Annotated in this window: 23 protein-coding genes and 1 pseudogene; 22 read left to right on the top strand and 2 right to left on the bottom strand. The window is 60.3% G+C overall.

Going from position 1 to position 21,913, the window contains the following annotated elements:
- Positions 1 to 216 precede the first annotated feature (216 nt).
- The 20 genes and pseudogenes from WG208_RS11000 to WG208_RS10900 all read left to right on the top strand — a co-directional run bounded on the left by WG208_RS11000 (position 217) and on the right by WG208_RS10900 (position 17,527).
- Positions 217 to 1,566: a protein kinase gene (locus WG208_RS11000; RefSeq protein WP_337171403.1), complete on the top strand. Its 1,350-nt coding sequence runs from the start codon at positions 217 to 219 to the stop codon at positions 1,564 to 1,566.
- Positions 1,567 to 2,018: 452 nt separating this feature from the next.
- Positions 2,019 to 2,597 carry a hypothetical protein gene (locus WG208_RS10995; protein ID WP_337171402.1) on the top strand — a complete coding sequence of 193 codons (579 nt, stop codon included), beginning with the start codon at positions 2,019 to 2,021 and terminating at the stop codon, positions 2,595 to 2,597.
- A gap of 166 nt (positions 2,598 to 2,763) precedes the next feature.
- Positions 2,764 to 3,297, top strand: coding sequence for a hypothetical protein (locus tag WG208_RS10990; RefSeq protein ID WP_337171401.1), 534 nt, complete (start codon positions 2,764 to 2,766; stop codon positions 3,295 to 3,297).
- Between the two features lie 239 nt (positions 3,298 to 3,536).
- Positions 3,537 to 3,935 (top strand): hypothetical protein, encoded by a 399-nt coding sequence (locus tag WG208_RS10985; protein ID WP_337171400.1) that lies wholly within the window; start codon positions 3,537 to 3,539, stop codon positions 3,933 to 3,935.
- A gap of 314 nt (positions 3,936 to 4,249) precedes the next feature.
- On the top strand, positions 4,250 to 4,531 hold the full coding sequence (locus WG208_RS10980) for a type II toxin-antitoxin system RelE/ParE family toxin (RefSeq protein WP_337171399.1): 282 nt from the start codon (positions 4,250 to 4,252) through the stop codon (positions 4,529 to 4,531).
- A 7-nt stretch (positions 4,532 to 4,538) separates the two neighbouring features.
- On the top strand, positions 4,539 to 4,841 hold the full coding sequence (locus WG208_RS10975; RefSeq protein WP_337171398.1) for a HigA family addiction module antitoxin: 303 nt from the start codon (positions 4,539 to 4,541) through the stop codon (positions 4,839 to 4,841).
- 257 nt (positions 4,842 to 5,098) lie between these two features.
- Positions 5,099 to 5,823 (top strand): annotated as a pseudogene (locus WG208_RS10965) (pyridoxine 5'-phosphate synthase).
- 218 nt (positions 5,824 to 6,041) lie between these two features.
- Positions 6,042 to 6,485 (top strand): hypothetical protein, encoded by a 444-nt coding sequence (locus WG208_RS10960; protein WP_337171395.1) that lies wholly within the window; start codon positions 6,042 to 6,044, stop codon positions 6,483 to 6,485.
- 196 nt (positions 6,486 to 6,681) lie between these two features.
- Positions 6,682 to 7,425: a hypothetical protein gene (locus WG208_RS10955; protein WP_337171394.1), complete on the top strand. Its 744-nt coding sequence runs from the start codon at positions 6,682 to 6,684 to the stop codon at positions 7,423 to 7,425.
- 153 nt (positions 7,426 to 7,578) lie between these two features.
- Positions 7,579 to 8,400, top strand: coding sequence for a hypothetical protein (locus WG208_RS10950; RefSeq protein ID WP_337171393.1), 822 nt, complete (start codon positions 7,579 to 7,581; stop codon positions 8,398 to 8,400).
- A gap of 148 nt (positions 8,401 to 8,548) precedes the next feature.
- Positions 8,549 to 9,490 (top strand): hypothetical protein, encoded by a 942-nt coding sequence (locus tag WG208_RS10945; protein ID WP_337171392.1) that lies wholly within the window; start codon positions 8,549 to 8,551, stop codon positions 9,488 to 9,490.
- A 246-nt stretch (positions 9,491 to 9,736) separates the two neighbouring features.
- Positions 9,737 to 10,279: a hypothetical protein gene (locus tag WG208_RS10940; protein WP_337171391.1), complete on the top strand. Its 543-nt coding sequence runs from the start codon at positions 9,737 to 9,739 to the stop codon at positions 10,277 to 10,279.
- Between the two features lie 797 nt (positions 10,280 to 11,076).
- On the top strand, positions 11,077 to 11,847 hold the full coding sequence (locus tag WG208_RS10935) for a hypothetical protein (protein WP_337171390.1): 771 nt from the start codon (positions 11,077 to 11,079) through the stop codon (positions 11,845 to 11,847).
- A 177-nt stretch (positions 11,848 to 12,024) separates the two neighbouring features.
- Entirely contained in the window at positions 12,025 to 12,702 is a 678-nt protein-coding gene (locus WG208_RS10930) for a hypothetical protein (RefSeq protein WP_337171389.1), read from the top strand.
- A gap of 139 nt (positions 12,703 to 12,841) precedes the next feature.
- Positions 12,842 to 13,432, top strand: a complete 591-nt coding sequence (locus tag WG208_RS10925) for a DUF5063 domain-containing protein (RefSeq protein WP_337171388.1) — start codon at positions 12,842 to 12,844, stop codon at positions 13,430 to 13,432.
- A 141-nt stretch (positions 13,433 to 13,573) separates the two neighbouring features.
- Complete coding sequence (locus WG208_RS10920) at positions 13,574 to 14,140, top strand: hypothetical protein (protein ID WP_337171387.1); 567 nt, start codon at positions 13,574 to 13,576, stop codon at positions 14,138 to 14,140.
- A gap of 125 nt (positions 14,141 to 14,265) precedes the next feature.
- The gene (locus tag WG208_RS10915; protein ID WP_337171386.1) at positions 14,266 to 15,285 is read left to right on the top strand and encodes a DUF6602 domain-containing protein; all 1,020 of its coding nucleotides are present in this window, start codon (positions 14,266 to 14,268) and stop codon (positions 15,283 to 15,285) included.
- 160 nt (positions 15,286 to 15,445) lie between these two features.
- Positions 15,446 to 15,880, top strand: coding sequence for an NUDIX domain-containing protein (locus tag WG208_RS10910; RefSeq protein ID WP_337171385.1), 435 nt, complete (start codon positions 15,446 to 15,448; stop codon positions 15,878 to 15,880).
- Between the two features lie 77 nt (positions 15,881 to 15,957).
- On the top strand, positions 15,958 to 16,470 hold the full coding sequence (locus WG208_RS10905; protein ID WP_337171384.1) for a GNAT family N-acetyltransferase: 513 nt from the start codon (positions 15,958 to 15,960) through the stop codon (positions 16,468 to 16,470).
- 271 nt (positions 16,471 to 16,741) lie between these two features.
- Complete coding sequence (locus WG208_RS10900; protein ID WP_337171383.1) at positions 16,742 to 17,527, top strand: class I SAM-dependent methyltransferase; 786 nt, start codon at positions 16,742 to 16,744, stop codon at positions 17,525 to 17,527.
- A gap of 555 nt (positions 17,528 to 18,082) precedes the next feature.
- Here the strand turns inward: WG208_RS10900 and WG208_RS10895 are convergent.
- Positions 18,083 to 19,102 carry a M56 family metallopeptidase gene (locus WG208_RS10895; protein WP_337171382.1) on the bottom strand — a complete coding sequence of 340 codons (1,020 nt, stop codon included), beginning with the start codon at positions 19,100 to 19,102 and terminating at the stop codon, positions 18,083 to 18,085.
- Positions 19,099 to 19,488 carry a BlaI/MecI/CopY family transcriptional regulator gene (locus tag WG208_RS10890; RefSeq protein WP_337171381.1) on the bottom strand — a complete coding sequence of 130 codons (390 nt, stop codon included), beginning with the start codon at positions 19,486 to 19,488 and terminating at the stop codon, positions 19,099 to 19,101. The genes WG208_RS10895 and WG208_RS10890 overlap by 4 nt, the downstream gene beginning before the upstream one ends.
- A gap of 167 nt (positions 19,489 to 19,655) precedes the next feature.
- Here WG208_RS10890 and WG208_RS10885 point away from each other — a divergent pair, with 167 nt between their 5' ends.
- Complete coding sequence (locus tag WG208_RS10885) at positions 19,656 to 21,029, top strand: serine hydrolase domain-containing protein (protein WP_337171380.1); 1,374 nt, start codon at positions 19,656 to 19,658, stop codon at positions 21,027 to 21,029.
- Between the two features lie 188 nt (positions 21,030 to 21,217).
- Positions 21,218 to 21,736, top strand: coding sequence for a hypothetical protein (locus WG208_RS10880; protein WP_337171379.1), 519 nt, complete (start codon positions 21,218 to 21,220; stop codon positions 21,734 to 21,736).
- Positions 21,737 to 21,913 lie beyond the last annotated feature (177 nt).

The following is a 21,913-nucleotide window of genomic DNA, read 5'->3' as shown; positions in this document are numbered from 1 at the left end:
CAGAAAGGGGCTCGCTGTGCACGTTATGGGGAAACTGTTACCCATGTTCCCGGACTACTCTGTTACCGATCTACCCGGTCTGTACCACAGGACTGCCTAACAATTGGTTGCAAGGGACGAAGGGCCTGGCATGATTTCAGACGGAGTTCCAGGTTACGGCGAGTGGCCCTTCGCCCTTGAACCAAAGGGCGTTAGACATCCTCGAATCGAGCAACCATGAACCTGAAACTTGGCCGACTACTAGGTGATGGAGCGTATAGTGATGTGTATGCGGCCGAAGATGAGATTGGCCGCAGTGTCGCGGTGAAAATAATTCGGCCTGATCGAGATGCAGACAGCGTTGCACTTGGCCATGCAAAGATTCTCGCAAAGGCTGATCACCCGAACATTGTGCGCGTGCTGAGCGTAGAGAGTATCGAAGATCCCGTTGATCCATCTCGGCGAGTCCAGGCTATAGTGATGGAGCAGGTTGAAGGAGAGACGTTGTTTAGTCTCTTACTTCAGGATCGATTAGAACTGTCTATCGCGCGAAGCATTGGGCTCGGAGTTATGGATGCACTACTCCATCTTCACGAGAAGGGCGTGGCGCATGGAGATCTACATACCGAGAATGTCATGATTGCGGATGGCTCGGCAAAGCTTATCGACTTGCTCTACATCACCAATGGAAGCCATCTAACCACTAGGACATTCGAGGAACGTGTAAGAAGAGACACTCTCAGTGCCCGCCTGGTCCTCCAAGAGTTGCTCCAGCAAGTAAAAGAGCCGCCAGGACTGGCGAAATCTTTCAACGATTCTCTAGACATCGCAGTTAGTGCATCAGGTCTTCGATCGTCCTTTGATCAGAAAACAAACGGGGCAATTACAGCAGATTCCACAGAAGCAGTGAGCTATGGGCTGCAACTCGTTCTTGATGAGGCCTTTGTTGAAGGCGATGAATATGCAGAGGCTGTTCTCGAGACGTTGCCATTTACGACTGCACCAAATCTGCTGCTTGCGCTTATAGAAGGAGGTCACGTTCGGGATGTGCATCGCGCAATTATTCGCATCCTACACGCGAAGTGCTTACCACATATTCGCGAGCGCATTGCAGAATTCTTGAGCGATGTTCTTACAGCAGAGGTGCCGAACGGCAATTGGGTGAATCATCTACGCGCTTTGTTGTATTTGGGCGCAGATGGTTGGGAAGCACTCACTCCGCTCTGCAGGCTGCGACTTGAGAACGCGATTGTCAAGGACACGCTCAATGGCAGGGTTGATCTCTTTAGTCCAGTTCGGGTACGCGGAGGTTCTCTCGGTACATGGGCGAACTCACTTTACCCTCGATTCAGAAACCGAGACGCATTGGTCGGCGCACTTGTTGGTCTACTGGAACAAAACTGGTACACTCAAAATTACGTCGCTGACTATTTCATGTCAGTGTTGCCGAAGATTGCCTCCACGGAGGGGCACCGAAGAGCACTGATCTCCGCTTTGCGATCGGCGGTGCAGAACGACGCTAAAGTTGTAAAGCAAAAGCTCACGGTTCTTCCGCAGGAGTGGCAGGATGCTGTAAGAGCAAGATAGGCGAAGAAATGTCTAACGAACCGTTGCTGCCGACGGGTCAGGTTGAGGAGGGCGGCTGGCTCACTTCGTTCGCCTGCCGCATTGTTGTAACTGCCCGCGGCAGAACTTTGCGTTATAGCGCGGACACTTTTCTTGGTGGGCCCGGCGTGGCGTCGTGCTCCGGTGCGCGAGGGTCAGCGGCGAGTTCGTCGTGACTTCCCCGGGGGCGGGTTGGTCCCGGCGCGAGATGGCCCACGGAGGTCCCTGCGGCGGCGGTCCGACTCTACGGCGGGCGACGGCGGGAGGGCCCGGTCCGTCTCGGCCGCCGGCTCGCGCGGGGGCCACTCGCTCAAGGAGTCCGCGTATAACGAGCCGCTGCTGTTGACGGCGCACCTCTATTCGGTCGCGCGCTGCGCGCGCATTCTATGAGATGCGCCGCAACAGAGCGACATGGCGTTAGACATACTAAATCTATGAAAACCTCACTTACGCAAGAGCAAGCGTTCCTTGGCGAGATCGGACGCCAGATCCGATTCGCAATGCAAGCTGTGGAGCAAATGAACACTGCATTGCGAGATGAAAACGCCAGACCGGTCAATCACGGTATGTATTGGCCCGCTCTACAAGACTTTGTGCTTGCCGCTGCGCAGATCTCTAAAATGTTGTGGCCAAACGTCAGCAGCGGTTCAGCTATCGAACGCACTGACCGCGCCAATAGGGGCATCCGACTCCGGGAGTTGTTAGACGTTGCAGACGACAGTGCGCTCCTATCGCGGAAATGTCGCAACCACCTTGAACACTTCGACGAGAGGATAGATGTGTGGCTCGGGCCCTCCACCCCAGGGCACTGGGCTGATTTCAACGTCTTCAGCGGGATTGGTGACGATTCTCCGGCGCTGAAGGGACAAATTCGGGCGTTAAATCTCAGTATGGGTTCGCCAGTCGTTTTCGGCGAAGCATTTCAGTTACAGCCGATCATCAACGAACTGGGCGAAGTTTGGCAGCGACTTCCTGCGGCGTTGAAGAAATCTCGAGAAGACCACAAAGCCTAGGGGTCGTGCCGACGTCTAACGGGGCGTTGCTGCCGACAGCGCGCTTCGGTGTGCGGCAGGCGGGCGCCATGCTGGCGCATGTCGCCCGTCCGGCCGCCTTCTATTGGAGGCGCTGCAGCAGAACGCTGGGCGTTATACCGATACCGAAGCGTGAGGTGATGCGAGCATGAGTGATCTGAGCGAACAGCGTCTCGTTGACTACACCAAGGCATCAAAGGATGCGTGCGCTGTCCTCAGCGTGCTACACGGACTGGAGATATCTGGCCTCGACCTTCAGAATGCGCTGACCGAAGTACTGGAGATCCCCGAGAACACGCCTTCTGCGATCCTCGACAAGGGTCTCACCGCATCCCAGATAGTTGAGCACCTTCGGTCATTCAACTTCAAGAAGTTCCATCCAGAGATTCTCGCCGAGTTTACCGAGAACGAGCCGTTGGTTCCCGAAGACATTCCACGTCACCTGACCGAGCAAACCGTTCGAGTAAAGGGCGAAGCTTGGCGTGTTCACAAGAACGATGCCGATTCGTTTCCTTCGAACCCACATGCTCACAACTATGAAACCCGCGTGAAGCTGCATCTCGGCAGCGGCGAGATGTTTGATCACAATCGGAAATCCATCGGCACGATCGGTTGTAAGAAGCTTGTCCGAATCCGCAGTGGTCTGAACGGCTTGGTGCTCCCGCCAAGCGACTGCGATTGATCAGGAAGCAGCACGGCTCTCTGCACAAGTGACGCCTCCTTCATACCAGCCCTTCACTCAGCTCTCGGCTCCCGCAGCGTGTGACGGTATAACGATGCTTGCTGCAGTCGGGCGAACGGTCGGAAGCGCGCTGCGCGCGCATTTCGTTTGAGCGCCCGCTGCAGAAGCGGGCGTTAGCCTGACCAATCTCGTTGTTGTGCCGTTACTCCGCACCCGTTCGGACCTCATGGGGAGTCTCTATGCCCATCGTGTTGACCTTTGACCTCGATACCACCAAGATCGAGAACACCGACTATGGTCGACTGCAGTCCATGTTCGAGCGTTTCGGTTGGCAGAATCTTGGTGGCACGGCGTATCGATACCCACGGCTTGGAACGACTGACCAGCCGGTCGAAGATTGGCTGAATCACGTCGCGCCGGCCTTGATGATGTTTCGTGCATATTGCGCCAAGCGCGACGCGTTGAAGGCATGCACGCTGGATGTCCAAAGCTCATCCGGATACGATCCTGAGGCGGCCTTCGGTCGCAACGCGCTCAAAGCGAACTCGTCGGAGTTCAAATGGTATTCCCCAACGAGTCTTCAATTCGGCGAGAAGAATCTGAAGGACTGGCTCGACAACGTAGAGTTCCCCTACTAGCGAAGATGGTCTTTGCCTTCAGGATTCATCGGAGGGTACATGGAGTGGGTCTGGACGCGGGGCGGTGAATCGTTTGGCTACTTCGAGGACAACGACCTTGCCTGGCCACTTTCGGTGACCACTCGTGGCTGAATGAAGGGCGAAGGATCTCCGCGCGGCAGGCTAACGTTGCTTGCTGCTGACGGGCGAGCTATGGTAGGCGCGCACTGTGTGCACGCTCTATTAGGTTCGCCCGCAGCAGAAGCTGGGCGTTAGCTGGTCCAGGCGGTCGCATAACGCTTGACGTTATTATCGCCGAGCGTTACGATATCTTCATGATCGCCAGTTTCGCCGATCGCGATAGTGAGCGGCTTTTTGATCGCCAGCCTGTGCGGCGGTTTCCGCCCTCGTTGCGGGGCGTGATGCTCCGCAAACTACTGGTGCTCGATGCTGCGGTCGCGCTCGAGGAACTGCGGGTACCGCCCGGGAATCGCTTGGAGAAGCTCAAGGGCGATCGGGCGGGGCAGCACAGCATTCGCGTCAACCAACAGTGGCGAGTCTGCTTCCGCTGGAAGGACGGCGCGGCGCACGACGTCGAGATCGTGGACTATCACTGAGCCTCATATGACACCCAAGCTCGCTCCTATCCACCCTGGCGAGATCCTGCTGGCGGAGTTCCTCGAGCCGCTCGCCCTCTCGCAATACCGGCTAGCACAGGACCTGTCGGTGCCGCCGCGCCGCATCAACGAGATCGTGCATGGCAAGCGCGCCATTACGGCGGATACCGCGCTGCGTCTGGGCCGCTATTTCGGCACCTCCGCGCAGTTTTGGCTCAACCTACAGACCCGGTTTGATCTGGAAGTCGAGCGTGATCGTCTCGGTTCGCGCCTCGGCACGGAAGTCGCGGTGTACTCGGCGGCCAGCTAACGTGGCTTGCTGCCGACGGGCGAGCTATGGTAGGTGCGCGCTGCGCGCGCACTTTATCTGATTCGCCCGCAGCAGAAGCGGGGCGTTAGCCTGACAACCAGCATCTACGGAGACATCTCGCTGAGTCCAAGGCTGTACCGCCTCTCATGGCGCCGACCAGGAATCGCGTTGCGTCTCGACTCGTGTCGCCCGTGGGCGTGGGCGATATACTGGGGTTTATCCGCGCACGGGCTTTCATCGACTGTCCACGATGGATCATGACGAAACTCAGCGTGAACCTGAACAAAGTGGCCCTGTTGCGGAACTCTCGCGCCATCGGCATTCCAAGCGTCGTCCACGCGGCTGAGCTATGCCTTGCCGCCGGCGCGCACGGCATCACGGTGCATCCTCGCCCTGACGAGCGCCACATCAGGCGATCCGATGTCCAGGACCTGGGGGCCCTGCTGCGTGCGCACCCCGCCATCGAGTACAACATCGAAGGCAACCCCTTCCCAGATTCATGGCGTTAGTCGCCGAAGTGCGCCCACATCAGGTCACCCTGGTTCCCGACGCTCCGGACGCGGTGACGTCCGATCAGGGCTGGTGTCTTGCCGATTCGGCCGGACGGCTCGCGCCGCTAATTGCCGAGGTTGTGCGCGGCGGAACGCGAGTGAGTCTGTTCATGGATATCACGAGCGACGAGTGGACGCTCGCGAGGGAGCTTGGTGCCGACAGAGTCGAGCTCTACACCGAGCCGTATGCGGCCGCGCATGCTCGGGGCGACGCGTCGGCCGTACTCAGACAGTGCATCGCTGCCGCTGAGGCAGCGCAACGCGCCGGCCTTGGCGTGAATGCCGGACACGATCTCAATCTTCAGAACCTTCCAGCGTTCCGACGGGTTCCCAACGTGCTCGAGGTTTCAATTGGCCACGCGTTGATCGTCGATGCTCTCGAACGCGGGTTGGCGGGAGCAGTGCGCGCGTACCTCGACGCGCTCCAATGAACCGACGCGGCATCTACTCGCCTCGTTCGGTCCTGCGCTTGTAAGACGTGACATTCACCCGGTCTAGTTCCGTGCGCAGCAGGCTAACGAACGTTGCAGCTGACAAAGGATCGCTATTGATGTGTGCGGGCTTCGCCCGCACTCTTATTTGAATCCTTTGCAGCTGAACTCGGGCGTTAGCGAGTCATACTTTTCCGACGACGTCGAGAGGATCCCCAATGGATGAGAAATTGGTGTGTTTGAACCGGCTGACGCAGGCACGGCAGGATCTGGCGGAGATCTCCGCGCGCGTCGCGGCGCTGGCGGCGCGGATCCCCGAGCCGGTGGCCAGCGTGGCGGAGGCCCTCGCGAGTTTGACTCCTGAACAGCAGGAGGTCTTGTGGTTTCATCGGACGGAAGCCCTTGCCGTAATTGCGCAGCAGATCGTCGAGGAGCAGCATCAGTGGCAGCAACTCACCGCGCAGTACCAGCATGCCATGGTGGAATGGCAGCAACTGGTTGAGCGCGGTGACTGGACTTGTATGTCCGACCTGGGGTCGAGGCTGAACGACCGCCGTAATGAACTGAGTCAGCGCCGAACGGCGTTGCGAGAGTTGGAGGTGCTATATGAGGAACTGTGGGCGGCTCCTGATTCGACCGATCCATCGATGACTGCTCGCTAACGGACCGCTGCTGTCGACGGGGCGGGCTTCAGTGGGCGGCTGGCTCGCTGCGCTCGCCTGCCGCATTGTTATAGGAGCCCCGCGGCAGAGCGCTGGGCGTTAGGCGTCGCTAGCCTTCGAGAGGGGTGCCGCCGCGTGGCCCTTGAGATTCGGCTTTCATTCGGCTAGAATCCGGGGCCCTCCTACGGAGATCCCGATGAACGACATGAATCGCAAAGCTCCTGTCTTCCCGATGTGCAAAGTCGCGGAGTACTCGGTTTCAGCGAGTTCAACTCGGCGGCGGTCATTGGTTCGAGCGCAGATCAAGCAGGTCTTAGATGACTCTGAGAAGCGCCGCTGGTGGTATGTCGAAGCGAAGACGGAGATCCGAAAGTACCTGCGGCTGCCACTGACTACTCGCCGCGATCTGAGCGCAGGCGCGAATCGACTCCGAGATTCGGCGGCTTCCGAAGCGAAGAAGTCCAAGCAGGATTCCCTGCTGGCTTCTGCCCGCGCGATTGAGGCTTTCTCACCGATCGCGGATTCAGTTCGGTCGGACAAGGTCATCGCTTCGGCGGGGCAGCGCGAGGGCGCTCGAATTCATCGCGGCAACGTCCAGATCGTGGTAGCTCCCGACCTCCTGCTCCTTGAGCGTGGTACCGAGAGAGTCGTCGGTGCGATCAAGCTGCACGCCTCTCAAGAGTTCAAGCTTAGCAGCGAGGCCCTACTAAACGCATCGTCGATTCTCTACACGTATCTCGGCGAGCACGGGGATCACCCCGTCAAGACGCACTGCAGAGTTGTGGACTTGTTTGCTCCTGCGTTCGAGGCCGCACCCGCCAGCCTTAAACGTCGCATGCAGGCAGTTGAAGCGGCGTGCCAGGAAATTGAAGGGTGGTGGGATGCGATGTACGACGAAATCCGACTGGAAATGGAAGCCAAGCGGCGCCGGGCAGAGTAGCGCACTCAGTGAGCGCGGCGAACCGCGACGCCTAACCCTGCGTTGCTCTTGACAGGGCCGCTATTGATGGCTCCCTGTTCGCTACGCTCACTGGTCGCATTTGATTGAAAGGCCCTGCAAGAGAACGCGAGCGTTAGGCCTCATGGAGGGGTCATGTATCAAACCATCAAAAAGAGCGCCTTCTCCAAGGCGCGAAGACTGATTGATAGCGGAAGTGACGAAGACCTCACCTACGCCTGTCTCGAACTTCGCTTCGTCCTTGAGGCGCTAACATACGCAAAACTCCAAACATTTTCCGATAGAATTCCACCGTCCGTCCTGGCGGTCTGGCAGCCACCTCAGGCAATGAAGGCGTTGTCAGAATTTGAGCCCGACGCGAACAGACCAGTGATCGTGCGCTTTGCGCCGGAGACTCCCGACGGTCAGCTTGCGGCGCCGCTAACGGTTCTCGGAGAGAGAAAAGTCATTCCACTCGCTCGCCTACGAAAGATCTATAACTCTATTGGGAGCTATCTTCACGTAGCGACACCCACGGTGAACGGCGTGACGCACGTTGACTACGTAATGCTTCGGAGGAAGTTGGCGGACTTTGTAGCCGAACTACAACCAGTTGTCGACAGTACATTTGAATCGACTCTTGCGACCATCATCAGCTTTCCATGCAAGAGGTGCAAGTCGGTCGTAGTTCGCAACGAGAAGTCCGCGCGCAGCCTGCGTCGCGCTGATTGCCTGAATCCTGCCTGTGGTGCGCAGTATCATTTGGATGAGGTCGATGGTGGCTTCATTCCGAAACTCATGGCGTCGGACTTTCAGTGCGTCGCCTGCGGAGCATCCACCACCGTAGAAAACCGGCATCTTGATATCGGTTTTGAGTTCGACTGCAGCGCATGCAAGATCAAGCATCGGATTGTTGGGCGTCAGTGGCAGTATGGTGCTGAAGTTGAAGAAAAGTCGTCGCCCTCGACTGAGGCCTAACCTTGCGTTGGTACTGTCGGGGCCTTCAAGGATTGCGACCTTGCTCGCTGCGCTCGCTGGTCGCATCCTGTTGAAGGGCCCCGCAGTACAACGCGAGCGTTAGCCAGAGTTCAGTATTCCCCCGACTTCTCGCAAGGAACAAACAACCATGGCAAAACAGAACCTCACTCCTCTCGACAAGGTTGCATACCTCGCAGTGCCAAGCGGCATCGGCGACCGGAACACAGTCTCGAATGGGCCTGACAACGGTGCCAACAACAACGTCGCAGCTCGTTTCTGGCAGTGCAAGCGCCACGGCTCCACCTCTCACGCGGTCGACAATCTGCTCATTCCCGTAGCTCTGACCATCGCACCGGACCTCCCTGAGCTTGAGAAGGGGACGGGCGCATGCAACATTGGCGGGCACGGCAGCGAAGGCCTTCTGGAGACAGGCGCTGGGCAGTCGGGGCCATTTGACACCAACAAGTACATTCTCGGGTGGAACGAGTATTCTTGGGGTCCCCAACTGGAGAGGTTGAAGTCTTCGCCGTCCCCATTGATGTCGATCTGGGCTTGCAACACAGGAGCTGGCGAAGACGGCGCGGATCTGCTTTATGCGATGGCCAAGCGTTTTGGTAGAGCTGTGAAGGCTGGCACAGGGTTGCTCTTCAGCAACAGTTCGAATGTCTGGTGGCAGAACGGCAATCAGTTCCAAGTCGCTACCCCGAACAATCGACCGACTCCCATCCCCGCTCCGCCGCACCCGCTCACAATGGACAACGATCTGACGTTTCTGGTCTCATCGACCGTCTATGCCGTCGACCAGCTGGCTGAAGTGACAGTCGGCGTCTCGACGTTTGGTGCGCGCGCACCAGCAAAGCGTCTCGTTGGTAACGATGCTCAACTCTTTGTCGGACAGCTCTTCGTCGGCGCGCCCATCGACTTCGACGCCGAGGTCATGGGGATGGTCACGGCCCAGATGTCGCTTCGCTTTGATGACGATGCCGTGGCGAATCTTGAGATCTACAACGACCGTATCGCGGTCGACCGCGCTGCCAAGCAGGCGATCTACCTTCGAAACGGCTTCAGGCTGGCGATCGCCACACTGTAGGCAGAGGCAGCCACCCTGGCTAACAAGGCGTTGCAGCGGACGGCGCTTCGCGCCGCCGCTGAACGCCAGTACGTTAGACGGCAACCACGTTGGTTTACGGGATACACATTGTCGACGTTTTTCGAACCATGGCCTATCACAGCGCTTCGGGGACGATTGGTCACGGACCAAACGTTGCGGACCCTTTGTCGGCCGCGAGTGACCGGCGGTCGATTCGACGTTCGCGAACACCTTCTAGAGAGGCTCATGCGTGACGTCGTTCGTGATCAATTGGTGGTTGACGGATTGATCGAGCGAGCGGAGCTTCGTCAGACGCTAGGTATATCGACTCAAGCGTTTCCTGCCAGAAGTCGACCGGATCTCGTTGTTCAACGTGGAGATCGCTTTCATATTCTCGAAGTGAAGTCGAGCAAGGCGGACGATCGCCGCTCGCAATGCGTGCTTGGCAAGCCGTTTCGTGTGCACCTCGAGAATCGCGGGCATACGGGACCGGCACCTTGGGAAGTCGAACAGGATCTCATCAAGCTCGAACTTTTCGCGGAGTTGTCTCCGGCTGTGGAGAGTTGCATGTTCCTGATGGTTGATGCGTATGTCGGCAGCGGGCCGTGGTGGTCTGATGTGTTTTCCAGTGTCGAGCTATTTCGCACGACGATGCGGACGCAGTTTGTGAAGGAGTCGGCGGCGCGTTTTCTCGCGAACACGGTCGTTGAGCCAATCGTATCGGCAGATTGTAAGGCTCGGCTAATCATGTGCGAGGTGGTGAACCGTCGCCAATCGCATGCCGTCTAACGACGCGTTGCTGCCGGCGGCGGCGCCATAAGGAAGCGGCCTTGCTCGCTCCGCTCGCGGGCCGCACCTTATGGCAGCGCCGCCGCGGCAGAACGCTGGGCGTTAGGCAGACAACAACGGAGTCCGGTTGGACAATATCTTCCTCGCCATACTGCCGTTGATCGGGATCGTCGTTGGTGCGGCGCTTCAATTCCGACTTGGTCGGCGGTCAGAACACCAGAAGCAGCAGGATAACTTACGATCGCAAGCGTACGTCGACTACCTAAAGGCGCTTGCAGCATCAGCGCATCTGCGATCAGACGAAGAACTCCGCGACGTATATCGCGATGGAGCGGACGCGAAAGCTCGGATCGCAGTCTACGGGAGCGCCGAAGTTATCCGCGCTCTCGTTCACTTCGAAAGAGTCGGTGCGGCAGTTAGGTCCGGGCCATCCGCGGATGCGCTGGCCACTGTAGTGTCGAAAATGCGATCGAAGGTTGACGATGTTTCGGTCCAAGACCTTCGCGTTCTGCTGGTTGGTCCTGAAGAAGCGGAGCAGAAAGCTGTTGGCTTGCCAGAGCGTGCGAGAATAGCGTAAGTGGTGTAACGAGGCACCGGACGAGTGGTGTATGGTTGCCAGCAGCAGTTGTGTTTCGCTACGGCTGCCTAACGGCGCGTTGCTGCCGACAGCGCAATGCGGTGTGCGGCAGGCGGGCGCCGCGCTGGCGCACGTCGCCCGTCCCGCCGCATCTTGTTGGAGGCGCTGAAGCAGAACGCTGGGGCGTTAGCCAGATACCCACCATCCTACTCAGGTTTCGATGCTACTCGACGATTCCCCGCCGACGCGTAACCTGTTGCAAACCAGCGAAGACGACAGGCTTTGGCGAGTCTTTCCATCCGATAGAGCACTGCAGCTCTTCAGCGAACGGAAGAACGTTCTGGTGGCACCGCGAAAGTGGGATGATCCGTTCGAGAACTTCCTCTCGCGCTGCCGCGTGCAAATAGGCGAAGATCAATTCGCTACGCTCGCGGGTCTAACGCATCGCTTCTATGGCCAGTGCTGGTGCCATAGCGAACCTGAGACCGATGCGACTTGGCGCATTTACGCGCCAGGAAAGGTGCGTGGTATGCGCCTCAAGGTGCGAGCAGGAGCACTTTTTGACACGATCTATCGAGCAGACTCACAACTCTCCGCGATTCAATGCTTTCTGGGTCGAGTTGAGTACCAGAAGGAAGACTCCATTCATCAATGGCTATCGAAGCTAAACGTCGGAGCACAGCTTTTGACGTCAGATGGCCTAGCGATTGCGAAGACGCTGCTACTCAAGCGCACTCAGTTCTCACATGAGATGGAAACGCGACTGCTTTTCGATCGCCATACGGGAAAGCAAGGTTGCAGTGACATTTTCAAGTTTGACTGCGATCCGAACGAGCTGGTGGAACACATACTTCTTGATCCCCGCTGGTCGAAAGAGGAAGCTCAGGTAGCAACACAGCAGTTACGGTGCGTCGGCTATCAGGGGACTATCGAGCACTCCACTCTATACTCGGTTCCGCAGTTCGCGGACCTTGCCCCGCTTGCTGGCTAATGTTGCTTGCTGCTGGCGGGCGAGTTTATAGAAGCAGCGGCTGCGCCGCTGCATTTTATGGGTTCGCCCGCAGCAGAAGCTGGGCGTTAGACGGCATTCAGCACTTTCTCAATGACTCACTCTCGGAATCCGACAGACGCCATTCCGGCTCTCGTAGGCGATGCAAATTGGCAGTTCATGATCCTGCTCGACTACGTGTGGAAGACTCCGCAGCTCATCGACACGCTCAAGCGGATCGAATCACGGAAACTGGCTGCGTACTTCCCCACCGCCTCAAAAACTCGCGCGCTACGGATTGGGCTCGAGTCCGAGAGTCTTGACTCTGCATTTCCACACTATCAAGCCGTAAGCAATCTCTTTGTGGCTCTCTCGCTGTTGGAGGTGTTCACACTGCGGTTGGCGCGACTCGCGCTTGAGGACTCAAAGGAGCCAGTCTCGGCTAAGGGGCAGGGACTACAGCGATCGCTCAACACTCTCAGCAAGCTGGGAGTCAGTACTTCGCGGCAGGAACTTTGGCCACAGGTGAATGCAGCGTTGAAGATCAGACACTGTCAAATGCACGCAGGCGGACTCTTGAACGAGTCGCGTGACGCCGGAGCGCTACGGCAGATTGTTCGAACAAAGGCGTTTCTGCAGGCGGCGCACCGAAAGAGTGTGAGCAATGCCGAAGCATATGTCGTCGTTACTTCGTCGCAGCACGGCGATCAATTGCGGATATCCAACGAGTACTCGTGGATTGCGACGGCTTACGCGCGCGACTATTTCCTTGCGCTTTGCGTCGAAGTCCAGACGCGCCTGGCATCACACAGATTGCCGACACCGAGAAACGGTGAGGCAAGCACCGCTGCCGTCTAACCTTGCGTTGCTGCTGGCAGGGCCTTCAAGGATTGTGGCCTTGCTCCCTTCGGTCGCTGGCCACATCCTTTGGAAGGGCCCCGCAGCAGAACGCGAGCGTTAGGCATCTTCGACTACCATCGGCGCAAGGCAAACACCTGTGATCTCTGACGAATCCATTCACGTATTCGCGAATCGGGCTGACGGATTCTGTGCACTTGTGGACAGCGCGTTGCAGATGTCGCCCGAGAGTTTCCTGCACGAAGTCCATAGGCGGCTTCCGGTCCTCTATGCATCTGCACTGGCGCTGCCCGACGTGACAACTTTTGTCGATGATGCAAAGGACCATGACGAATCTGACGCGAATGACGTCGAACTCGACCTGGGCAATAGTCCTCGAACGCGGCCGGAGCCAGAACTCGAATCGACTTCCGAATTCATGACTCGGATGCGAGCCCTGACCACCCATCTGGGTCCTCGCGCCCGATATCGTGAAGTATTCGCACCGTATTCTGCAGAGTCGGAAACTCCCGTCACAGGAAACCTGGCAGACGACATCCTCAGCATCGCGCGCGACCTCCGCCGCGGATTGCTCCCGTGGCGGCGCGGCGAGATTGACGTCGCTGCATGGCGATGGCAGCTACATTTTGGAACGCATTGGGGCGAGCACGCGACGGGTGCATTGCGCGCTTTGCATGCGCTCGCATTCGATCATGACCTCGGCCCACCTCCGCGCCGAGAAGATGCCTAACGAGCGTTGCTGCAGTCAAAGGCAGGGCGGTAGGCTGTGTAACTGCGCAGGGCTCCGCCCTGCGCAGTTCACCGCTAATTTATGAGAGCCTTTGCCGCAGAACGCGGCGTTAGGTGTCACTCACGATTCATCAGAGGAACCATGCTGTCGATTCTAGGCAGTGGCGGATTCGCAGACATTATCGACTTGGGTGACGAAACGGTCGCTAAGGTCTACCGCCGCGCGAAGCATACTCATGATCCTGTCGAGGACTGGGAGGACCATGACTTCGTTACCGCTCGTCTCTTCGAGGCAGAGGTTCGCGCATACGAATCGATTCAGGATGACTCCGAGCTGGTTCGCTTCACTCCGAAATACTTCGGCCGCCTTGATCTAGCCGGACTCGATCTTGGCCCGTCCAGCACGGGCCAGCCGTACGTGCCAAGGTGCGCCTTTCGCATCGAGCGGCTGAGCGGACACGATGTGAAGGTGAGGGACGTCGCCGGGCCGCCTCGCGAAGAGATGGAAAACGTGCTCAAGCTGATCGCGGCAAGACTTCCGCGTATCGACGTACTGGATGCCTCGTGCTTCGTTCCAGGAGCGCGAGAAGCGTTTACGATCATTGACTTCGCGCTGTGGTCCGGGCACTCCAATGCGCAATTCTATCTATCGACGTATGGACGCCTCTCGCCCGAGTTACGCGCAGGGCTGACTGCTGGTGATCCGTGACACCTAACAAATCGTTGCAGCTGACGGAGCCGCGCATAGTCCTAGGCGGGCAACAAAAGTCATCCTCGCGGCTCCGCAGCTGAACTTCGGCGTTAGACGGTTGCACGAAACTTTCAGGGAGAGCGATGGTCGCCTCGCGGTATTCCCCTCCCGAATCGAGAAATGGTCTATACATGCCGACAAGCGCACACGAGCAACTAAAGGAGCACGACCTCGCGGCGTTCATGAGGTCACTTCAAGACCAGATGTCGAATGAGTACGCGCGGATTCAGTCCCGGGTTGGTGAAGATCCCGGCACTGCCGGTGACCAAGGAGAGGAAAACTGGGCGACCCTGCTACGCAACTGGCTTCCGGCGACCTATCCTGTTGTCACTAAGGGGCGAATTCTTGGTGCGAGCGGCGAGGCGAGTCCTCAGGTTGATGTGCTGGTTCTTCGCCCTGACTACCCACTTCACCTTCGCGACAAGAAGACATATCTCGCAGGAGGCGTCGTAGCTGCGTTCGAGTGCAAACTGACTCTGCGCCCTGCTCATCTGCCCAAGATTGTCGAGAGCTGTAAGAGTATTAAATCGATGTCTGAGACACGCACTGGCACGCCGTACCGAGAGCTGCAGCGTGAGATTGCCTTCGGTGTACTCGCCCACTCTCACACGTGGAGCGCCGGAGAGGACACAGCATACTTCCGACTTCTCGAGAGCTTGGAGAACGCGATCTTCGATAGGGTCGAGCATCCTTGGCAGATTCCCGACGTCGTTTGTGTCGCCGATCTCGTAACGTGCGTTGCCACTAAGTCTTTGGCCGTCTTTCCTCACGTCAACGATGATCACCGAGAGCTCTTCGAAGCAGACGACAGGGTAGGCGGTCCAGTGACCTGCTACATGATGAGTCGAAACCTCGACGCTACCCAACGTTCGCGAGGTGAAGTCATGAGTGCTCTCGTCGAACATCTTACCCGACTCATGGCGAAGGAAAACGCCGCGCTTCGCACGTACGCGACCTACTTTCAACGAAGTCTCTTTGTGGGTGGACTTGGTCGTTCAGTCGGCTGGTCATCCGACGCATTCTCCCCGCCAGTATTGGAGCGAATCCAGCGAGAGGGCTACTCGGACGACCTCTGGAGTGACTGGGCCGAGTACGTCGTATAGGCAGCTTGCCGTCTAACCTCGCGTTGGTGCCCGACGGCCGCCCGGTCGTCCGCCGTGTAACTCCGGCGCTGGCGCGCCTGCGTTCACGGCGTCCTATTCGAGGCGGCCGCGGCACAACGCTGGCGTTAGGTCGCAACGACAGACTTCTAGAGTCCCGTTCATGCCTGTTGTGAAGGTGGTTCCGGTCGTGCTGCGCCGACAGGGCGACCGATTTGAGGTGCTCGTGTTCGAGCATCCCCTCGCGGGCACCCAACTCGTGAAGGGCAACGTCGAAGCGGGCGAAGCGATCGCTGCGGCCGCCGCGCGCGAGCTGTTGGAGGAGTCAGGCGTCATCGGCGCGGTCTCCGTGCGTGAGCTCGGTGCCTGGCATCAGGGGCCCCCTGGTCAGGTGTGGCACTTCTGCGAAATGGCCACGTCATCGTTGCCCAACACGTGGGACCACGACACCGCCGACGACGGCGGCCACCGCTTCACCTTTTGGTGGCATCCCATCGCGGAGCGGGCGCCACCGAGTTGTTCGCGTATCTTTGTCGACGCGCTGGCATTCGTGCAGCAGCACGTGGCCGCCGACCTGGCGTCGTCGCTGCGGCCGTAGCCCGTACGCACGGTATCGCCTTCGTCTCTGGTGGAGCCCGCGTGGACCAGCCCTCGTTTTCTACCGCTCGCTTGATCATGCGCCCGTTCGCGCTCGCCGACGCGCCGGCCGTTCAGCGGCTCGCGGGCGCCGCGGCAGTCGCCGAGATGACGCTGAACATTCCGCATCCGTACGACGACGGCATGGCGGAGGCGTGGATCGCGACACTCGACGAGGCCTGGCGGGCCGGGACCGCGGTCACGTTCGCGATCACGACGGCAACGGACGGCCTGTGCGACACGGTCAGCCTGCGGATTACGCGCGTGCATGATCGCGGCGAGCTCGGCTACTGGATCGGCCAGCCCTTCTGGGGCCGAGGATATGCGACGGAGGCGGTCCGCGCGGTGCTCGCGTTCGCATTTGACACGCTCGCGCTCCATCGCGTCCAAGCCTCGCATCTGCCGCGCAATCCGGCGTCCGGTCGCGTGATGCAGAAGGTGGGGATGGAGCGCGAGGGCCTCCATCGGGGGCGCTATCGAAAAGGGGCGATCTACGAAGATGTGGAGGAGTACGCGATCCTGCGGTCCGATTGGGATGCGCGTGTCGACTAGCAGGTCCGTGCGGGCGGTGCGACCGAACCTCGCGTTGGTGCCCGACGGCCGCCCGGTCGTCCGCCGTGTAACTCCGGCGGTGGCGCGCCTGCGTTCACGGCGTCCTATTCGGGGCGGCCCCGGCACAACGCTGGCGTTAGGCGGACGCGCCACATCTTCGGCGCTGACGCTGTTTGGTCCCGTCCCAAACTGCCTGCCTACCTGCCGCGGCGGCGTATCTGATTACCCGAACACGACACGGCTACCTGCATCTAGCGGATGAAAGGAAAACATGAAAGGCAATCAAACTCCAAATTACGGCCAGGATGCCCCGGTAGCGGTGCGCAACATGCTCATCGTCGCGGCGTTGGGAATGATCTCGCTGATCACGCGGCTACTTGGTGAATGGTCCCGGCAGGATGCTATTGCGGTGATCGCCCGGCCATTGATGTTGGTCGGCTTGGGCTTCGGCGCCATGGCGTTGTGGATGATTTACGACAGCAAGATCGGGAAGATACGCGAGCGAGAAACATATCTGGACAAGATCAACTGGGACGGACATGAGCGTGTGCTGGATGTGGGGTGCGGGCTGGGATTGTTTCTCATCGGTGCAGCCAAACGTCTCTCAACCAGCTGCGCCGTCGGCATCGACAAATGGCAGCAGGAAGATCTCAGCGGCAACAACGCCGAGGGCACGTTACGCAACGCAGTGATCGAAGGCGTCTCAGATAAAGTCGAGGTGCAAACCGGAGACGCGCGAAAACTTCCCTTCCCTGACGCCAGCTTTGACGTGGTTCTGTCGAGCATGGCGCTGCACAACATTTATAACGCCGGCGAGCGTCGGATCGCCGTGCTCGAGATCGCGCGCGTATTGGCGCCTGGCGGGCGCGTGCTCATCGTCGACGCGCGGCACACATCGACATACGCCGCCACGTTGCGTGATGCCGGCTTAACGGATGCGCGCTGCGTGCAAGGGGTGTTCTCGTATCTGCTAACGCTGATCACGTTCGGCTCGGTAGGATGGGGCTATGTGATCTGCAGCAAGGCAATCGAAAAAAAATCGCCGGGCGCCGCCTAACAATTCGTTCAAGCCGACGCCGCTTCGTGGCACGGTTTTGGGCTTTACGCTACGCTAGCCCAAAATCCGCGCCACTCCGCTGCGCGGCTTAACTCAGGCGTTATGTAGTGACTTGGGCTTCGCAGTCACGTCGAACGGACATCCGAGTTCGTTGAAGAACTGGGGTGACTGGTGATGCCAGGGTCGCGCGCCGCCGGATCAAGACTGCAATCGCGGAGCCTGCGCACGGCGGGCCCGCGCGGGCCACGCGCAATGAGCGAGGCGCCCGGGGCGCCGCCGAGCGCGACGTCGGCGAGAGGCGGCGATTGGCCATGAGCGACGGCAATGGCGCGCCGTGTCCTTGGCCGACAGGCAGATCGAGTTGGCAGCGATGTCGGCTGACGTACTCGCCGGCAGTCGCCGGCGCCCACACTTCCGCGAACCCTGACCGCGTCCGCGCATCGTTCGGGTCGAGCGGACCGCGCGCTGGAAGGTGTCAATGCCCGGATCATACCGTCGGTGGTGCGCAGTTCCGGCGAGACTGCAAGTATGTCGGGTCATACACCGCAGCGCCTGCTACAGGCCTCCTGGCTTGTCGGCTGCCGGCGCCGACCGCGTGGCGAGCGGTGCCAGGGGAGCGAGCGTCGACTCGAGCGGGCGCAGCGGAGCCAGCTCCGCGTCGATGGGAGCGAGGCGCGACTTCTGAGCGACGAGCGAGGCGGGCTTCAGGGCAAGCCAAGGGGCTGCGACGCTCGCGAGGGCAATGGCGCAGACCGTGAGCAGCGTCGACGTGCGGCGCAGATGGGAGGGCGTGGTGTCGTTCCCGGCGAGAATACGGTCGATGCGGCAGGCGAGCGTCCCCCGACGCGAGATCCCCAGCGACAGGCGCGGCGCCGAGACGCGGGAGAAAGTCAGCAGCATCTCCGCGTAGCCGATCGCGTCCGGATGCGAGGCGAGGACTGCATCGTCGCTCCTTTGCTCCGCGAGCAGGGCGAGACGTCGCTCCATCCACCACGCCAACGGGTTCGCCCAGCACGCGCCGCGGTAGACGCGCGCGAGGAGCATCCACGCGAAGTCGCCGTGGCGCACATGAGCACGCTCGTGGGCGAGGACACGCTCGAGCACCTCCGTGCTCCAATGCTCCCATCCGTGCGGCAGCAGAACGCCCCGCGCGATGGCTGATGGACCCGCAACCTCCACACTGCACCGCACGGCGATCCCGTCCGCCGACAGCGCCGGAATCCGCGCCGCGCCGCGCCACACGCGCGTCACCGCGAACAAGCCGAGCCCCACCCGCGACAGCAGCACCAAAGTGACCGCGACGTACCCGATCACCACACCCTCCGTCGCGCCGCGAGCCACCGTTGCATGGGTCGGCACCAGCGCGGGCGGGAGCGCGATACCGGATGTCACGGCGGGCATCGCCGCGCGCAGGGCGGGAAGCAGCAGCGGCATACAGGCGGATGCGAGCAGAACGGCTCGCCACACCGCCAACTCGCGCGCCGGATCGCGGACGCGCAGCAGGCGCAGGAGCAGCCACGCGCCGGCGCCCAGCACACCGGAGCGCAGCATCGACTCTGCCAGCAGGAGCGTCATCTCGTTCGTTCCCGCGCCCGCGCGACCTGCTCAGCCAGCTGATTCAATTCGTCCGGCGTGAGCCGCTCGTCGTCCACCAGTCCCACCAGCAGGTCGGCGAGAGAGCCGCGATAGATCCTCGCTGCGATCCCACGCACGCTCCGCTCCGCCACCTCCGCCGCCGGCACGGCCGGACGAAAGACGTACGTGCGTCCATCCACGCGGTGCTGCACGTACCCCTTCTCTTCCAGCCGCCGAAGCACCGTGCGGACGGTCGACTCCTTCAGCGGCCGCTCCAAGCGCGCGCGCAGCTCCTCGGCCGTAGCGGAGGTGTGTCGCCACACCAGCTGCATCACCGCGTCTTCCAGTTCACCGAGCGGTGGCAGCTCCTTCTTTGGGGGCGTCATATGCTACAATTTGTAGCACTTCTGTACACGGGTCAAGCCGCGCCCGCTCAGTCGGCGCTGCGCGAGGGTTGACCGGGACAGGGGTGTATGCTACATAATGTAGCACTACCAACCGTAGCGGTAAGATTGCGACCCCTGAATCGTCTTCGTCACTCGGAGCGAAGAGCATGAATCGACTAGCCTGCTGGATTTCGATCGCCGTGCTCGCCATGTGCGGCCTCGGCAACGCGTCGGAAGCGACGGCGCAAGCGCCCGGCTATCGCGCACGCTTGGACAGCCTCTTCACAGTGCTGGAGGTGCACGACCGGATGATGGGCACAGTGACCGTCCGTCGCGCGGGGCGCGTAGTGTATCAGCGGTCGCTTGGTGCGAGCGACAGCGCGCACAACGGATGGCGGCGCGCGGACGAGGCGACGATGTACCGCGTGGGCTCCGTGACCAAGCCGCTCACCGCCGCCATGATCTACCAACTCGTCGACGAAGGGCGGCTCACGCTGGATACGCGGCTGTCACGTTTCTTCCCCGCGCTGCCGGGGGCAGACGCCATCACCCTCCGCGACCTGCTCGGCCACACCAGCGGGCTGCACGAGTACGCCGTGGAGATGGACCCTGCAGTGCCACTGACCCGGGATTCGCTGCTGCGCAGAATCGCGGCGCGTCCGCCTCAGTTTGCTCCGGGGACAGCGCGAAGATACAGCAACAGCAACTACTTGCTGCTCGGCTACATCCTCGAGAATGTCACGGTGTCGAGCTACGCGGAGCAGTTGCGGCGTCGCATCGCGACGCGCGTGGGCCTGCGGCGCACGCGCGTGGGCGGCGCGGTTCGGCCGGAGCGCAACGAGGCACGCTCGTACTACTTTGCCGACGGGCACTGGGCTCTGCAGCCCGATCAGGCACCGGAGAACGCGGGTGGCGCCGGCGCGATCGTCTCCACCACGGCAGACCTGACGCGCTTTCTCGCCGCCCTGTTCGAGCGCGGCCTGATCAGTGCCGATGGCGTGCGGGAGATGACGAACGGATTCGTGGATGGCGAGCGGCGCAGCGGGAAAGGCCTCAGCCCCTTCTCCATCCCCGGTGCCGGGCGGAGGGGCTTCTCGCACGACGGATCGACGGGCGCGTTCACGGCGCTCGTGGGGTACGTGCCGGACGATTCGCTCGCGCTCGCGCTGACGATCAACGGGCACAACTACCCGCAGAACCGCATTTTCTTTCACGTCTGGGACATCCTCTACGGCGTCGCACGGCCGCTCCCCGGATTCACTCTTGTCCCACTGACGGAGGTCGCCGCGGCCGCCCTCCCCGGCGTCTATGCGGCAGACGCGTATGGGCTGACGATTACCGTGCGGCGCGTCGGTACGCGGCTGGAGGCGCAGACGGAGGGGCAGGCGCCGTTCCCCCTTGTCCACATCGGCCAGAACCGCTTCGTGCACGAGCACGAGGGTATCCTCATCGAGTTCGCCGAACCGATCGACGGCGTCGCGCCGGGCTTCACCCTCTTCCAGCAGCGCGTACAGATTCCGCTTGTCCGCCGCCGTCCCTGAGATCGCAGCGGCGGCGCGGTGGGGATCGCGATGGACACCTTGACCGCGGTCCTCACACTCGCCAGCCCAACGATGCTTGCTGTGGTCGAGCGGACCGACCATCATCGCAGCACGAAGCATCGGAAGGTCCGCTCGCAACAGAAGCTGGCGTTAGACCTCAGACTTACTCTCACGAGAGGTGACAGATCATGTTTCTGCCAATGTGGCTCATCCTGCTCGCTGCCCTGCTATTTGTCGGCCTCGCTATATGGACTGCCTTGCTTGTCACTGGCCGCAATCCACTTCCATTCCCGGACGTTGGCTCCCGCATCTTTGCCGCTTCATCCCCGGAAGCAAAGGCAGCAATAGTCGCGCTGCTGAAACAAGACGGGATTCGTGAGCGCTTCCGCTCTGACTCAAGCGACATACTTCGCTCCATCATGTGGGACGGCACCATCATTAATTACTCGCGCCCCGAGGTCGTGCAAAAGCTTGATTCTGCAACTTCCGGTATCGGCCTTGTTTCAAGCAACCCGGAGGCCAGCGCCAACCGAGCAGCGGAGTTCCTGCGCTCGCGCGGCTTCTCGGCGAGAGTCGTCACAGACGTTGACCCTGGCTTGCCTATTGCTTATGTCGTGACCAATGCAATGCCCGGCACAATCATCAACTATCGCAAGCATGTCATCCACTTGCCACGTCCACAGCCCGTTCCCAGTGACGCGAACTGAGGTCTGACAATTCATTCAAGCTGACGCCACTTCGTTGCGCGGCTCAATTCAGACGTTAGGTGAACGTATGCCGACAGATAGTCTACGACGTTGCCTGATTTGTCTGCAGCCTGGTCTTCTCCCAGATCCTGCTCCAGCCGGACTCACAAAATGGCGGTAGTGTAGAGGCTGGTCTCA

Origin of the sequence: Gemmatimonas aurantiaca (genome assembly GCF_037190085.1) — a bacterium.
GTDB lineage: Bacteria > Gemmatimonadota > Gemmatimonadetes > Gemmatimonadales > Gemmatimonadaceae > Gemmatimonas > Gemmatimonas aurantiaca_A.
This window is presented reverse-complemented; position numbering and strand designations above follow the sequence as displayed.

Bases quoted from the DNA above. Each gene is read 5' to 3' on its own strand.
- WG208_RS10955 (WP_337171394.1), top strand. From the start codon at position 6,682: ATGAACGACATGAATCGCAAAGCTCCTGTCTTCCCGATGTGCAAAGTC.
- WG208_RS10890 (WP_337171381.1), bottom strand. From the start codon at position 19,488: ATGACGCCCCCAAAGAAGGAGCTGCCACCGCTCGGTGAACTGGAAGAC.
- WG208_RS10945 (WP_337171392.1), top strand. From the start codon at position 8,549: ATGGCAAAACAGAACCTCACTCCTCTCGACAAGGTTGCATACCTCGCA.
- WG208_RS10980 (WP_337171399.1), top strand. From the start codon at position 4,250: ATGATCGCCAGTTTCGCCGATCGCGATAGTGAGCGGCTTTTTGATCGC.
- WG208_RS10935 (WP_337171390.1), top strand. From the start codon at position 11,077: ATGCTACTCGACGATTCCCCGCCGACGCGTAACCTGTTGCAAACCAGC.
- WG208_RS10885 (WP_337171380.1), top strand. From the start codon at position 19,656: ATGAATCGACTAGCCTGCTGGATTTCGATCGCCGTGCTCGCCATGTGC.
- WG208_RS10995 (WP_337171402.1), top strand. From the start codon at position 2,019: ATGAAAACCTCACTTACGCAAGAGCAAGCGTTCCTTGGCGAGATCGGA.
- WG208_RS10940 (WP_337171391.1), top strand. From the start codon at position 9,737: ATGCGTGACGTCGTTCGTGATCAATTGGTGGTTGACGGATTGATCGAG.
- WG208_RS10905 (WP_337171384.1), top strand. From the start codon at position 15,958: ATGCGCCCGTTCGCGCTCGCCGACGCGCCGGCCGTTCAGCGGCTCGCG.
- WG208_RS10915 (WP_337171386.1), top strand. From the start codon at position 14,266: ATGGTCGCCTCGCGGTATTCCCCTCCCGAATCGAGAAATGGTCTATAC.
- WG208_RS10950 (WP_337171393.1), top strand. From the start codon at position 7,579: ATGTATCAAACCATCAAAAAGAGCGCCTTCTCCAAGGCGCGAAGACTG.
- WG208_RS10985 (WP_337171400.1), top strand. From the start codon at position 3,537: ATGCCCATCGTGTTGACCTTTGACCTCGATACCACCAAGATCGAGAAC.
- WG208_RS10895 (WP_337171382.1), bottom strand. From the start codon at position 19,102: ATGACGCTCCTGCTGGCAGAGTCGATGCTGCGCTCCGGTGTGCTGGGC.
- WG208_RS10960 (WP_337171395.1), top strand. From the start codon at position 6,042: ATGGATGAGAAATTGGTGTGTTTGAACCGGCTGACGCAGGCACGGCAG.
- WG208_RS10990 (WP_337171401.1), top strand. From the start codon at position 2,764: ATGAGTGATCTGAGCGAACAGCGTCTCGTTGACTACACCAAGGCATCA.
- WG208_RS10975 (WP_337171398.1), top strand. From the start codon at position 4,539: ATGACACCCAAGCTCGCTCCTATCCACCCTGGCGAGATCCTGCTGGCG.
- WG208_RS10930 (WP_337171389.1), top strand. From the start codon at position 12,025: ATGATCCTGCTCGACTACGTGTGGAAGACTCCGCAGCTCATCGACACG.
- WG208_RS10920 (WP_337171387.1), top strand. From the start codon at position 13,574: ATGCTGTCGATTCTAGGCAGTGGCGGATTCGCAGACATTATCGACTTG.
- WG208_RS10880 (WP_337171379.1), top strand. From the start codon at position 21,218: ATGTTTCTGCCAATGTGGCTCATCCTGCTCGCTGCCCTGCTATTTGTC.
- WG208_RS10900 (WP_337171383.1), top strand. From the start codon at position 16,742: ATGAAAGGCAATCAAACTCCAAATTACGGCCAGGATGCCCCGGTAGCG.
- WG208_RS11000 (WP_337171403.1), top strand. From the start codon at position 217: ATGAACCTGAAACTTGGCCGACTACTAGGTGATGGAGCGTATAGTGAT.
- WG208_RS10910 (WP_337171385.1), top strand. From the start codon at position 15,446: ATGCCTGTTGTGAAGGTGGTTCCGGTCGTGCTGCGCCGACAGGGCGAC.